The sequence below is a fragment of the Paraburkholderia terricola genome (assembly GCF_003330825.1).
Taxonomy (GTDB): domain Bacteria; phylum Pseudomonadota; class Gammaproteobacteria; order Burkholderiales; family Burkholderiaceae; genus Paraburkholderia; species Paraburkholderia terricola.
The window spans coordinates 301,473-314,446 of sequence record NZ_CP024941.1 but is presented as its reverse complement, the minus strand read 5'-3'; the positions used below and the strand labels follow the sequence as shown (position 1 = coordinate 314,446).

Here is a 12,974-nt window from a genome sequence, read left to right as displayed (position 1 = left end):
CCCGTCACGCCTGTGCACGGCATTAGGCCGCGACAAGACGACGAATTCAGAAATACCGGGAAGGGAAATCAGACATCGTTGTCTCCTTGCTTTAGTTGTCGGACCGTTGCGGCCGCGTTATCTATTTCGCAAGGTCGATGCCAGCTCGAATCAAAACGCAACCGCTTGATTTTTATCGGTTTTTCGTCGCGCGGCGGAATGCGGCGTCCGGGATTCCGGAAATCGGGACAAGGGGCGTCGGGTAATCCGGAATCCATCGGAGCGGCGGCCTCGGGAAAACCCGGACGCCTTTTCAACGGCGCGGTTCGGCCCTGCGCGCGCTGCGTCAATCAAGGTCAAGCACCGCCTTCTTCCAGCACCAGCAAGTTTTCGTGAGAAAAACCGAGCGACACCGGCTGCCCCCGTTCGGGCAAGCCGCGATTCGGATCGTTGAACACGTCGAGCGAAATCACGGCGTCTTTCACGCGCGTTCTGATGCGCACCACCGCGCCGAGGAAATTCACTTCCTCGACGGTGGCGTTCAGCGTGTTGCGGCCCGGCGCGGCCGGCTCCAGCACGATCGCTTCAGGGCGCAACGCGAGCAGACGCTTCTTGCCGGCATCGTCCGGCGGCAGTTCCTGGGTGGTGGTGAGCTCCTGACCGTCCACGGCCATCTTGCCGGTCGCCGGATCGACCACATGCCCGGCGAGAATATTCAGCGTGCCGACGAACGACGCGACAAAGCGCGTGCGCGGATAGTTGTAGATTTCCGAAGGCGAGCCGATCTGTTCGACGCGACCCTCGTTCATCACGACGATGCGGTCGGAAATCGACAGCGCCTCTTCCTGGTCGTGCGTGACGAAAATCGACGTGATGCCGAGCTCACGCTGCAACGCGCGAATGTCCTGCCGAAGCGAAATACGAATCTTGGCGTCGAGCGCGGAAAGCGGCTCGTCGAGCAACAGCACTTGCGGCTTGCCGGCCAACGCGCGCGCCAACGCCACGCGCTGCTGCTGCCCGCCCGACAACTGCCACGGATAACGCCCGCCCAGATGCGGCAGCTTGATCAGATGCAGCATCTCCTCGACGCGGCTGTTGATCTCCGCCTGCGGCCGATGCGTGATCTTCAGACCGAAGCCGATATTCTCGGCCACCGTCATGTTGGGAAACAGCGCATACGACTGGAACACCATGCCGACCTTGCGCTGCCGCGTGCGAAGGTGCGTGACGTCCTTGTTGTCGAGCCGGATGACGCCGCGCGTCGGCGTTTCGAAGCCGGCGATCATCCGCAGCACGGTCGTCTTGCCGCAGCCGGACGGTCCGAGAAAGGTGATGAATTCGCCGCGCTCGATCTTCATGTCGAAGTGATGCAGCGCCGTGTTCGTCCCGAAGGACTTATGCAGATTTTCGATCTCAAGGAATGCCATGATTCGCTGCCTCAGTCCGTCAAGTTTTTTGGCCGCCGGTCGCGCGGGCCGAGCCGAATACCTGAATCAATCCCATCGACGCCCACGTGATCACGAACGCGATGATCGCAAGCGCCGACGGCTCATAAGCGCGGTTCGCGCCGATCAATTGCAGATACGGACCGAACGCGGGCCGATCGAGCAGACTCGCCAGCGTGAACTCGCCGATCACCACCGCGAAGGTGAGAAACGCGCCGGAGAGAATCCCCGAGCGGATGTTCGGAAAGATCACCTTGAAGAGAATCGTCGGCCAGTTCGCGCCGAGACATTCGGCGGCCTCGGTCAGCGAACGCACGTCGACGGCGCGCAGGCCCGCGTCCACCGCGCGGTACATGTACGGCAGCGCGAGCGTCACGTAACCGAACACCAGCAGCAAATCCGTTGCGCGCTCGTTGCCGGTGAGCGGCAGGATCGAACTGCTGTTATAGATGCGCAGATAGCCGAACACGATCACGATCGCGGGCACCACCAGCGGCAGCAGCGTGATGAATTCGACGACCGGCCGCAGCTTCGGCAGCCGCAACTGCACCCAGTAGGCGGTCGGCACCACCAGCAGCACGCCGACGACGATCGTGAACACCGCCATCATGATCGAATAGCCGAACGAGGCCTGAAAGCGCGGATCGGCCAGCACGACGCGGTACGCCTCGAAACTGTAGACGCCGCGCTTCATGCGCATGCTGAATTCGACCGTGGCGATCAACGGAATCAGGAAATACAGCGAACCGACGATCATCGCGGCCCACGCGCCCACCCGCGACTGGCTTTTCATCGGCGCCCCCTTTCAGCGCGCGAACGCAGCCAGATGTAGCCGCCGTTCGAGAGGCCCGTCACCAGCACCATGCCGAGCGCGAGCGCGTAGCCGAGGTTCTGGTTGTGCATCACGTCGCCGCGAATCTGCGCGTACAGCAGGATCGTGACGATGTTCAGCGAACTTCCCGTCAACGCATAGGCCGTGGCGACCGCGCCGAACGAGTTGGCGAACAGCAGCAATGTGGCGCCGAGCACGCTCGGCCACAGCACCGGCAACGCGACGTGGCGCCAGTATTGGTACGCGGTGCCGCCGAGGCAGTCGCACGCCTCGCGCCATTCGCGCTTCAGGCCGTCGAGCGCGGGCGTGACGATCAGCACCATCAATGGAATCTGGAAGTACAGGTAAGTCAGCGTCAGGCCGGTAAAGCTCAGAATGCTGAAGCCGGTCGAATAGAGATTGATGTCGAGGTACTTCTTCAGCAACACGGTGACGAGTCCGACGCGCCCCAATGTGCAGATGAAAGCGAACGCGAGCGGCACGCCGGCGAAGTTCGAAGCGACGCCGGAAAACGTCATCAGGGTCGGGCGAATCCAGCGCGGCAGCTTGCCTTGCACCGCCGCCCAGGCCAGCAGCGAGCCGATCACCGCGCCGCCGAGCGACGACGCCGCGCTCACCTTGAAACTGATCAGATACGCGTTCATGACCGTCGGCTGAAGCAGGTCACGAAAGTTGGCGAGCGTGAAGTGACCTTGCGAATCCTGGAACGCGCCGATCATCAGAAAGCCGGTCGGCAGAATCAGAAACAGCAGCGCGAAGGTGAAAAACGGCACCACGCCGATCCAGGCGAGCAACTGCGACGCGCGGCCCGGACCGTCGACGCGAGGCGTTGGGGTGGGCACGGGAGGAACCAGCAGTTCCGTTTGGACCGACCCGGCATCCGATGAAGCACTCATAGCTCACCCTTGGCAATCTGGCTAACGCCGGGGGCGCCGCTCATTACGAGCGGCGCGCCGCCGGCCCGACTTCACGCTATGGTTTGAAGCCGCGGTACGTCCGCGGCCAGGTTCGTCGCTGCGCTCAGTTGATGCTCAGTTGGCGCTCAGTTGAGCGCTTACCTGACGCTCACTTGACGTTCGCGCCGACCGCTTCGTCCCAATGCTTGGTGATGGTTTCCTTGTACGCGTCCTGTTGCGACAGCGTCGGGAACACCACGTTCTTGTACGACGAAGGCGGCGGCAGCTTGTCGAGCAGCGCTTGCGGAACCTTCTTCGCCGCGACCATTTCGTTATAGCGCATCGGGTGGCAATAGCCGGCCAGCCAGCCGATCTGGCCTTCGTCCGAGTACAGGTATTCCATCCACAGCTTGGCCGCGTTCGGATGCGGCGCATACGCGCTGATCGCCTGGACGTACACGCCCGCGACCACGCCGGTTTTCGGAATCACCACCTGCACCTTCGGATTGCCCTTCAACGTATCGCGGTCGGCCAGCGCGTTGTAGTCCCAGCGCACGATGATCGGCGTCGTGCCCTGCGCGAGCGATGCGGCCTTGCCGATCACCGGCACGAAGTTGCCGCTCTTGTTCAGATCGGCGAAGTACTTGAGGCCGGCTTTATCGGCCTTGCTCACGTCGCCCTTGCTTTGCGACAGACCGGCCGCGAACACGGCCTGAATCGCCTGGTTGGCCGAGCGCGGATCGCCCGCGAGCGACACGGCGTTCTTGTAGTCCGCCTTGAGCAGATCGCTCCAGTCGGTGGGCGCCTTGTCGATCATGTCGGCGTTCACTTCAAACGACAGCACGCCGTAGTAGTCGCCGTACCAATAGCCGTCGGCGTCTTTCAGTTCCTTGGGAATCGAGTTCCACGACGAAACCTTGTACGGTTGCAGCAAACCTTCCGCCTTCGCCGTGGGACCGAACGACAAACCCACGTCGATCACGTCGGGCGCTTGCGGCCCCTTGTTGCCCTTGTTCGCCTTGATGGCTTCGACTTCGTCGCCGGAACCGGCGTCCGGATTCAGTTCGTTGATCTTGATGCCGTATTTCTTCTGAAAGCCGGCGACCAGTTGACCGTAGTTGCACCAGTCGTGCGGCAACGCGATCACCGTGAGCTGGCCTTCCTGCTTGGCGGCGGCGACCAGCGCGTCGAGCGGCGCGGCCGAGGCGCTGCTCACGCCGGCTGCGGCAACGCCCGCGACGGTCGACAGCGAAAGTATGCGAGCTAACGCGGTGCGGTTCATGGTTTTCCCCATCCTCTGCCGAAATTGCTACGTTTGGAAAATTTCTGGTTCGAGCATCAAGGCGGGCGGGTGTGATTCGCACTCGCCCGCCCGCGGCATGTTCACACCGGATTAGCCGGTGCGGAAAACATGTCGGGTTTCAGTCTATCGATACGATCGGTACAAATCATGTCAACGCCCCACTGCGCCAGCAGCAGGGCGCGCGCCGGTTCATTCACCGTGTAGGCGAGCACGCGCAAGCCGGCCGCGCGGATGTCCGCGACCAGCGGCTCGCTCAGATGCCGGTGGCTCGCGTGCAGCGACACGCAGTCCAGTTCACGCACGATGCGCAGCCAGTCCGCCGGCACCTCTTCGAACAGCATGCCGCGCCGCAATGAAGGCGCGGCGTCGCGCGCCGCGGCGAGCGCGTCGAATGAAAACGATGAAAGCAGCGGCGGCGTCTGTCCTTGCCACAATGTCAGCGCGCCGCTTGCGACCAGCCGACCGGTGATCTCGTCGCGGCCCGGACACGGCTTGATTTCGATGTTGGCGGCAATGCCGTCGCGCGCGCAACGCATGGCCGCGTCGGCCAGCGTCGGCAGACGCGTGCCCGCGAATTGCGGTCCGTACCAGGCGCCGGCGTCGAGCGCGGCGAGTTGCGCCCAGGTGTAGTCGGCGGCGGCGCCATGACCGTTGGTGGTGCGTTCGAGGGTGTCGTCGTGCAGCAGGAAAAGCTGGTTGTCCGCGGAAAGCTTGGCGTCGAATTCGACCATGCGGTAGCCGTGGCGCACGCACGCGTCGAAACCGGCCAATGTGTTCTCAGGCGCGAGGCTGCCGCCGCAACGATGCGCGACCAGTTGCGGATACTGCCAGTCTGCGGATACAGCGCGATCAATCCCGTTTCCCACGTCTCGTCACCTTCCATGCGGATAGTTCGAAATAGGCACGACGCTATGATTTGCGAAGGCTAAGTTGAAATACACAAACTTGCAAGCTGCCAAAAAAATACAACACAATCCGGCTAAAGTAGTACGCTTGACATCGCCCGGACACACATTCGTGTCCACGATGTCGTCCTTAGAAACAAAGTCGTGTAACGCGCGTTCGCATCCAGGGAAAAACGCATGTGGCAGGAAGACCGTCATCAGAGAATTCGAGCGTTGTTGTCGACGCTTCAACGCGTGTCGACCGAACGGATCATGGCGGACCTTGGCGTGTCACGCGAAACCGTGCGGCGCGATCTGCTCGATCTCGAAGCGCTCGGCGAACTGCGGCGCGTGCACGGCGGCGCAATCAGACCCGCCGACGAAGCGCCGATCGCCGAACGCGCTCACACGCGCGTCAAATCGAAAACGGCGATTGCCAAGGCCGCCACCGGTTTGATCGCGAGCGGCCAGACGCTTTTCATCGACGCGGGCACGACCACCGCGGCGCTCGCCGAACAACTGGCGAAACTGGCGAATCTCACCGTTGTCACCAACTCGATCGACGTCGCGCTGAAAATGCGCGGCGCCGTGGAGCAAGCCGACGCGGCCAACGAAGTGATCCTGCTCGGCGGCTCGATCAGCGACCGCGCAATGGCGACCACCGGCGCCACCACCGTGCTCGACATCCAGCGCTATCGCGCGGACATGGCGCTGCTGTCGCCGGTCGGCGTCGACCACCGGCATGGCGCAACCAACTACGATCACGCCGAAACGGAAGTGGCGCGCGCGATGGTCGCCAACGCGGACCGCGTGATCATCCTCGCCGACTACAGCAAGATCGGCCAGCGCAGCCGCATTTCGTACTGCCCGATCGATCGGATCGACGTGCTCGTCACCAACAAAAAGGCGGCCGAGGCCGCCGACTTTGCATCGCTAAAAAAGAAGCTGGAAGAAATCGTGCTGGCCTAGCAGGCTGCTGAAATACAGTCCGACAGAAGCAGCCTTTCTGCACTTACGCGGCTCTCGCCACAAGGTTTATCGCATTGTGCAATTTCAACGTGAATTCCACGCTTGTTCGGCAGTTTGAGGCCAATTTCTGGCTTCATTGCCGCGTTTTTCGCTGCTACAGACGGACTTGTGTCAGTGAGCGCATGCGCACGAGGTTGTAGGCAGCCATGTTCAACACGAACATCTGGTCCACTTTCTTCAACCCGCGCACCACCACCTGGCGCATGCGCCCCACGGTCTTGGCCCACCCGAAGCCTTGTTCGATCAACTTGCGCTTTTGCTGCGAAATGGCGTAGCCCACGCTCGAGGCAATGGTATCGGGCACGGATGAACGCCGCCCCGAGGTGTTTTGCGCAACGTGCGGTGTGACCTTCATCTGCTGGCACGCCTCGATGAATTCCTGTGCGTCGTAACCCTTGTCTGCGCCCAGCGTGATTTCTGCGCTCGCATCTTCTGCCGCTTGCCGCGCGTCGTTGATCATGACCTTGGCCGCTTCGCGCTCGGCGTGCCCGTCAGCGCGCGTCACGCACGCGTTGACCACCAGACCATGTCGATTGTCGGTCAGCGTGTGGCCCATGTAACGCAATTCGCTGGCCGTATTGCCTTTGCGATAGAGCCGTGCATCGGGATCGGTCCGGGACTCATGCGTCTCGTTGCTGCGCTTCTCGCCTTTAAAGTCGCCTGCGTTGCCGCCGTCGCTGTCCTGATCGTCACTGTCCTTGGGCACGAAGCTCTTGTGCCCCGCCCACGCCTGGATCAGCGTGCCGTCCACGCTGAAGTGCTCTCCCGAGAGCAGGCACTTCTTCTCAGCGATCGCCACCACTTCGTTGAAGAATTCGATCACCGCATCATGCTTGATCAGGCGTTCGCGGTTCTTCGTGAAGACCGTCGGTACCCAAACCTCGTCATCCATCGCCAGGCCGATGAACCAGCGAAACAGCAGGTTGTATTGCACCTGATCCATCAATTGGCGCTCCGAGCGGATGCTGTAGAGCACCTGGATCAGCATGGCTCGCAGCAACTTCTCCGGCGCGATGCTCGGCCGCCCACCCTTGAGGTCGGCCTCGTACATCCCGGCAAACAACCGATCCATCTTCACCAGTGCTTCGTTCGCCATCACCCGGATCGAACGCAACGGATGCGACTTCGGAACGAAGTCGTCCAGCTTGCGCATGGAAAACAAACTCTCGGTGAATGTGTCGGCGCCGCGCATGATCTCCAAGGGGCAAGTGGGGGTCTTCCATCAACGCTTCAGGGGCCTTCAGCGATGACATTACCGCCGATACTTCAGCAGCCTGCTAGGATCGGGCGCCCGCGCCTATTCCTTCACATGCATCGTATCGAGCACGCGTTTGCGCAAGCGCGTGTCGTGCAGCGCGCCGGCTGCGTCGAGCACCGGATAGGCGGTCGAACAGAACAACGAGTTGAGCCGCTTCATGTCGCTGATCAGGTCCAGATGCAACGCGCTGGTCTCGATGCTGCGCAGGCTCTGTCCCGCGAGACGATCGAGGTGCTTGTAGGAATACGCGCGCTCCAGGTCGCGAAAGCGCTCCTTCTCGGCCAACAGTCGCTCGGCGCAACGTAGATCGTTATTGAGGAACACGGAGAGGCCAAGTTGCAGATTGCTGACGAGCCGCGCCTGGAGGTCGTCCAGTTCGCCCAGCCCTTCCTCTGAAAACGAAAGGCGGTGCGCGATCTTCTTCTCCTCGATATCGCCGACGATCCGCTCGATGATGTCGCCCGCATGCTCCAGGTTGATCGTCAGCGAAATGATGTCGGTCCAGCGGCGGCTGTCGGCTTCGTCCAACTGCTCGCGCGAGATCAGCGTGAGGTACGTTTTGACCGCGGCGTAGAGTTCGTCGACGTCGTCGTCCATGCGGACGGTTTCGCGCGCTTTGTCCAGGTTGTTGTGGTGAATCAGCTCCGCCACGTTGTCGAGCATCGTCCGCACGATGTCGCCGATACGCAGCGCCTCTCGCGAGGCATTCGCGAGCGCGAGCGTGGGCGTGGACAGCGCCGCGGTATCCAGGTGCAGCGGCCGCAGTTCGCCGTTCGGCAGCGGCCGGTCGTGCAGCACGCGGGTGCAGATGCGCGCGACCGGGTCGATCAGCGACAGGCACGCGCAGCAACGCAGCGCGTTGTAGATCAGATGGAAGCCGACCGTGGCTTCGCGCGGATTCGCGATCAACACCGGCAAACCGCGCGCGAGCAGCGAGGTGAACGGCAGGATCAGCAGCGCACCGGCCAGCTTGAACGCGAAGCTACCCAACGCGAGCCGCCGCGCCGCCGAATTTTGCGCGACGGTGCCCATGAGCGCGAGCACGCCGCTGCCGAGATTCGCGCCGATCACCAGACACAACGCGACCTTCAGCGAGATCACGCCGGACGAGGCGAGCGTCGCGGTGAGCAGAACCGCGGCGAGGCTCGAATAGGACAGCATCGCGAACGCCGCGCCGACGAGCGCATCGAGCATGGTGTCGCCGGTCAGCGCGCCGAACATCACGCGCACGCCGGCGCCTTGCGTCATCGGCTGGGCGGCCTCGACGATCAGATGCAGCGCCAGCAGGATCAGACCGAGCCCGATCAGCGTGCGCCCGACCTGCCCCAGGCGCGTTTGCTTGCGCGACAGGAAGAGCGGCACGCCGAACAGAATCAGAATCGGCGACAGCCATGAAAGATCGAGTGTGAGGACCCGCGCCATCAGCGCGGTGCCGACATCGGCGCCGAGCATGATCGCAAGGCCGCTGGTCAGCGGCACCAGACCTTGCGCCGCGAACGACGTGACGATCACCGCGGTGGCATTGCTGCTCTGTACCAGGCTCGTTACGCCGACGCCCGACAGAAAGGCGCGCCAGCGGCTGCTGGTGCTGCGGCCGAGCACGCTGCGCAGATCGGCGCCGAGCACCCGCAGGATGCCGGTACGCACGATGTGCGAGCCCCACACGAGGAGCGCCACACCGGCCAGGAGGTTAAGGAGTATCAACATAAGGCACTGCGCGTCCGTTCCTGCTGCCATGACCCGAACCGCATGCCGCGCGAACCGGCACCCGGGGCGTATGACAGTAGTGTTGCACAATTTTGCCTTATTGTAATTTTGTGCTTTTAAATATACGCTCGGTGGCACGCGGTGTACGAATGGCGTCGACCTTTGTGGACGCATGTTTCGTCGTTCATCGCTCCGCTACTTACTTCGTTCGCCCACTTGATCACGAGGACGCTGGATGAGCCGCAATCTTGCGCTGTTCGACCTGGACCACACGCTGCTGCCGCTCGACAGCGATCAGGCGTGGGCTCACTTCATTGCGGGCCTGGGCATAGAGGGCGCTGCGCGGCACGCGCAAGAGATCGACGAGTATTACCGGCAGTACGTGGCCGGCACGCTCGATATGACCGATTACCTGAACTACACGCTGGCGCCGCTCGCCCGCCACTCGCGCGAGCAACTCGACGCATGGCATGCGCAGTTCATGCAGGACGTGATCACGCCGGCGATTTTGCCGGCCGCGCGCGAACTCGTGCAACGCCATATCGAGGCGGGCGATTTGTGCTGCATCGTTACCGCCACCAATGTGTTCATCACACAGCCGATCGGCAAGGCGCTGGGCTTCGAGCATCTGCTCGGGATCGAACTCGACACGGAACACGGCGATCCGCTCGCGCGCTTTACCGGAAGCTCAGTGGGCGTGCCGACTTTTCGCGAAGGCAAGATCACGCGCACCGAGAACTGGCTGGCGTCGCTCGGCCATTGCTTGCAGGATTTTCCGCAGAGCTATTTCTATAGCGACTCGATCAACGACGTGCCCTTGATGGAGCGCGTCACGCACCCGGTCGCGACGAATCCCGACGCGCGGCTGCGAGCGATTGCGGCAGAACGCGGCTGGCCGGTGATCGAGCTGTTTGCTTGAATCGACAGGCGTCGCCTCGACGGTGTTAACCGCGGCTCCAGCGCCTGCATGCCGCGACTGAGCGACCCGCAACGGGCACTGCATGGGTTCTCGCGAATGATGACGCGTCGATATCCAGTTGCGCAAGCTGGCCGTTCGGCAGATTGACCGCGTGCGGCACGCAGCGCGATGATCTTCGCGTTGCCATTCTTCGCATCCGCCATGGTCTGCGTATTCAGTTGTTTGAGCTGGCTGTTCTTCAATGTCGGCGTGCCGGTGTTTGGGCCGATTGCACTGCTGCCCTTGTTGAGTTTATCGCGCGTTTTTCGGCGGGCGTCGCAGGGCATTGCGATAAAAGCCATCAAAGACGGACAGCTTCTCTGGGTCGTCATTTCGATGTGCGCGAGCGCTTGTTATGAGATTGGCTCTGCGCTAGGCGACGCACGAACCGACGGCTCGCTGGCGTCGATCCTCGTATCGTTCGCTGCGGCTGACGCGGTGTATCACCCCGCGCGAAACGACAGCGAAGAACCGCGCGACCGAAGGCTGATGTGGTTTTCGCTATTCATGACCGCAGCCGTCGCCGCCTCTTTCTCCGCATCTCATTATTCGCTAGCCTAACCAATACCAGGACGATTGCACTATACTTTTTCACCGAGCCTAACAGGGAGAGCCAACATGCCGAATCTGATCGATCACCTCATCGAGAATCGCGCGCTGCGCAATCGCTTTATCGACCTCATGTACCCGTTCACGTTAATTGGTGCAACGCTGGCTTCGATCTCAATGCTGCTCGCGCGCTACTACCGGTAGTCCGCTCGCATGTTCCGTGAGCGCATGATTCCAGCGCTCACAGTTCGCTTGCCAAAAAGAACAAAGCCCGCAACATGTGCGGGCTTTGCTTTTTTCAAACCGACCGTAATCAACCCGCTCAGACCACGCCTGCTCCGTGCGCCTGCAAATCGGCGTGGTAGCTCGATCGAACCATCGCGCCCACGGCGGCATGCGTGAAGCCCATCTTGTACGCTTCTTCCTCGTACATCTTGAACGTGTCGGGATGCACATACGAGCGCACCGGCAAATGGTGTTCCGACGGTTGCAGATACTGGCCGATCGTCAGCATGTCCACGTCGTGCTCGCGCAGGTCGCGCATCACTTGCAGGATTTCTTCCTCGGTTTCGCCGAGGCCGACCATCAGGCCGGACTTGGTGGCGACGTCCGGATGCAGCGCCTTGAAGTCCTTCAGCAGCTTCAGCGAATGCGCGTAATCGGAACCCGGACGCGCTTCCTTGTACAGACGCGGCACCGTTTCGAGGTTGTGGTTCATCACATCGGGCGGTGCGGCGTTCAGAATGCCGAGCGCGCGATCCAGGCGGCCGCGGAAGTCCGGCGTCAGAATTTCGATGCGCGTTTCCGGCGACAGCTCGCGCGTCTGCCGAATGCATTCCACGAAGTGAGCCGCGCCGCCGTCGCGCAAATCGTCGCGATCGACGCTGGTGATCACCACGTATTTCAGCTTCAGCGCGGCGATGGTGCGCGCGAGGTTGCCCGGCTCCTCGGTGTCCAGCGGATCGGGGCGGCCGTGGCCGACGTCGCAGAACGGGCAGCGGCGCGTGCACTTGTCGCCCATGATCATGAAGGTCGCGGTGCCCTTGCCGAAGCATTCGCCGATGTTCGGGCAGCTTGCTTCTTCGCACACCGTGTGCAGATTGTGCTCGCGCAGAATCTGCTTGATTTCGTAGAAGCGCGAATTGCCGGTCGCCGCCTTGACGCGGATCCAATCCGGTTTCTTCAATTTTTCGATCGGGACGATCTTGATCGGAATGCGGGCGGTTTTGGCTTGCGCCTTCTGCTTCGCGGTGGCGTCGTAGGCGGCGGAAGCCGGCACGGCTTCGGCGGCGGGAGAAGTTGCGAGGTTCGCGGTAACGTCAGTCATTCGTTCGGTCCAGTCAGGCGGTGATCGCACCGGCCTGCGGTTGGGCGACGGCCGCGGGACTGCCGTCGAGGTTTGCGGTGAGGCGTGCTGCAAGGGTGCGGGCCACGTCGTCCCAGCCGGCGGCAACGCCGAGCGTCGCCATATCGACTGTTTCGAGCCCCGCGTAGCCGCATGGGTTGATGGCCAGAAACGGCCGCAAGTCCATGTTCACATTGAGGCTCACGCCGTGATAGCTGCAGCCGTTGCGGATTTTCAGACCCAGCGCGGCGATCTTCGCGCCGGCGTGCAAGCCGGCTTGCGGATAAGGCGCCACGTAGATGCCGGGGGCGCCCGCCTTGCGTTCTCCGGCGAGATTATACGCCGCGAGGGTGTCGATCACGGCCTGCTCGATCCGCGTGACCAGTTCCCGAACCATCAGTTTGCGGCGGCGCAAATCGAGCAGCAGGTAGGCCACCACCTGACCGGGCCCGTGATACGTGATCTGACCGCCCCGGTCCACCTTGACGAGCGGAATGCCGCTATCGGCCGCCAGCAGATGCGACGGATCGCCGGCCTGGCCCAAGGTGAAGACGGGAGGATGTTCGACCAGCCAGATTTCGTCGGGAGTGTCGGCCATGCGCGCGTCGGTGAATGCGCGCATGGCTTCGAAACTGGCTTCGTAAGGTTCGCCGCCGCGCCAGCGCAGCGTGAGCGGCGCCGCGGCGGACAATGGAGACGGGGAAACCGGGGTGGCGCACATGGTGGCGCTAGTTTACCGAAAACCGGCGATCCCCGCCGGGCGCGGCGGCGACGCCGAGGCGAACGCCG

The 12,974-nt window shown here is 62.4% G+C and carries 13 protein-coding genes; 4 read left to right on the top strand and 9 right to left on the bottom strand.

The window, feature by feature from the left end; genetic code table 11:
• Positions 1-335 precede the first annotated feature (335 nt).
• The 5 genes from CUJ90_RS01425 to ugpQ form a co-directional block, all read right to left on the bottom strand.
• Positions 336-1,406 (bottom strand): ABC transporter ATP-binding protein, encoded by a 1,071-nt coding sequence (locus CUJ90_RS01425; RefSeq protein WP_073429349.1) that lies wholly within the window; start codon positions 1,404-1,406, stop codon positions 336-338.
• Between the two features lie 19 nt (positions 1,407-1,425).
• Positions 1,426-2,217 carry an ABC transporter permease gene (locus CUJ90_RS01420; protein ID WP_114161807.1) on the bottom strand — a complete coding sequence of 264 codons (792 nt, stop codon included), beginning with the start codon at positions 2,215-2,217 and terminating at the stop codon, positions 1,426-1,428.
• Positions 2,214-3,152, bottom strand: coding sequence for an ABC transporter permease (locus CUJ90_RS01415; protein ID WP_073429347.1), 939 nt, complete (start codon positions 3,150-3,152; stop codon positions 2,214-2,216). The genes CUJ90_RS01420 and CUJ90_RS01415 overlap by 4 nt, the downstream gene beginning before the upstream one ends.
• A gap of 169 nt (positions 3,153-3,321) precedes the next feature.
• Positions 3,322-4,434 (bottom strand): ABC transporter substrate-binding protein, encoded by a 1,113-nt coding sequence (locus CUJ90_RS01410; RefSeq protein WP_073429346.1) that lies wholly within the window; start codon positions 4,432-4,434, stop codon positions 3,322-3,324.
• Positions 4,435-4,535: 101 nt separating this feature from the next.
• Positions 4,536-5,321, bottom strand: coding sequence for a glycerophosphodiester phosphodiesterase (gene ugpQ, locus CUJ90_RS01405; RefSeq protein ID WP_114161806.1), 786 nt, complete (start codon positions 5,319-5,321; stop codon positions 4,536-4,538).
• 216 nt (positions 5,322-5,537) lie between these two features.
• On the opposite strand from ugpQ, the gene CUJ90_RS01400 reads away from it, so the two are divergent.
• Positions 5,538-6,308 (top strand): DeoR/GlpR family DNA-binding transcription regulator, encoded by a 771-nt coding sequence (locus tag CUJ90_RS01400; RefSeq protein ID WP_073429344.1) that lies wholly within the window; start codon positions 5,538-5,540, stop codon positions 6,306-6,308.
• A gap of 154 nt (positions 6,309-6,462) precedes the next feature.
• Here the strand turns inward: CUJ90_RS01400 and CUJ90_RS01395 are convergent, their stop codons facing one another.
• On the bottom strand, positions 6,463-7,560 hold the full coding sequence (locus CUJ90_RS01395) for an IS5 family transposase (RefSeq protein ID WP_073432981.1): 1,098 nt from the start codon (positions 7,558-7,560) through the stop codon (positions 6,463-6,465).
• 105 nt (positions 7,561-7,665) lie between these two features.
• The gene (locus tag CUJ90_RS01390) at positions 7,666-9,333 is read right to left on the bottom strand and encodes a Na/Pi cotransporter family protein (protein ID WP_073429343.1); all 1,668 of its coding nucleotides are present in this window, start codon (positions 9,331-9,333) and stop codon (positions 7,666-7,668) included.
• A gap of 235 nt (positions 9,334-9,568) precedes the next feature.
• On the opposite strand from CUJ90_RS01390, the gene CUJ90_RS01385 reads away from it, so the two are divergent.
• From CUJ90_RS01385 to CUJ90_RS33565, 3 genes are all read left to right on the top strand, one after another.
• Entirely contained in the window at positions 9,569-10,252 is a 684-nt protein-coding gene (locus CUJ90_RS01385; protein WP_083084766.1) for a histidinol-phosphatase, read from the top strand.
• 168 nt (positions 10,253-10,420) lie between these two features.
• On the top strand, positions 10,421-10,852 hold the full coding sequence (locus CUJ90_RS01380) for a hypothetical protein (protein ID WP_244219952.1): 432 nt from the start codon (positions 10,421-10,423) through the stop codon (positions 10,850-10,852).
• A 57-nt stretch (positions 10,853-10,909) separates the two neighbouring features.
• A complete protein-coding gene (locus CUJ90_RS33565) occupies positions 10,910-11,044 on the top strand; it encodes a hypothetical protein (RefSeq protein WP_268801995.1) in 135 nt (44 codons plus the stop codon).
• A gap of 118 nt (positions 11,045-11,162) precedes the next feature.
• Here CUJ90_RS33565 and lipA read toward each other — a convergent pair whose 3' ends face one another.
• Positions 11,163-12,167 carry a lipoyl synthase gene (lipA, locus tag CUJ90_RS01375; protein WP_073429341.1) on the bottom strand — a complete coding sequence of 335 codons (1,005 nt, stop codon included), beginning with the start codon at positions 12,165-12,167 and terminating at the stop codon, positions 11,163-11,165.
• 13 nt (positions 12,168-12,180) lie between these two features.
• Positions 12,181-12,906 (bottom strand): lipoyl(octanoyl) transferase LipB, encoded by a 726-nt coding sequence (lipB, locus tag CUJ90_RS01370; RefSeq protein WP_114161805.1) that lies wholly within the window; start codon positions 12,904-12,906, stop codon positions 12,181-12,183.
• Positions 12,907-12,974: the final 68 nt, after the last annotated feature.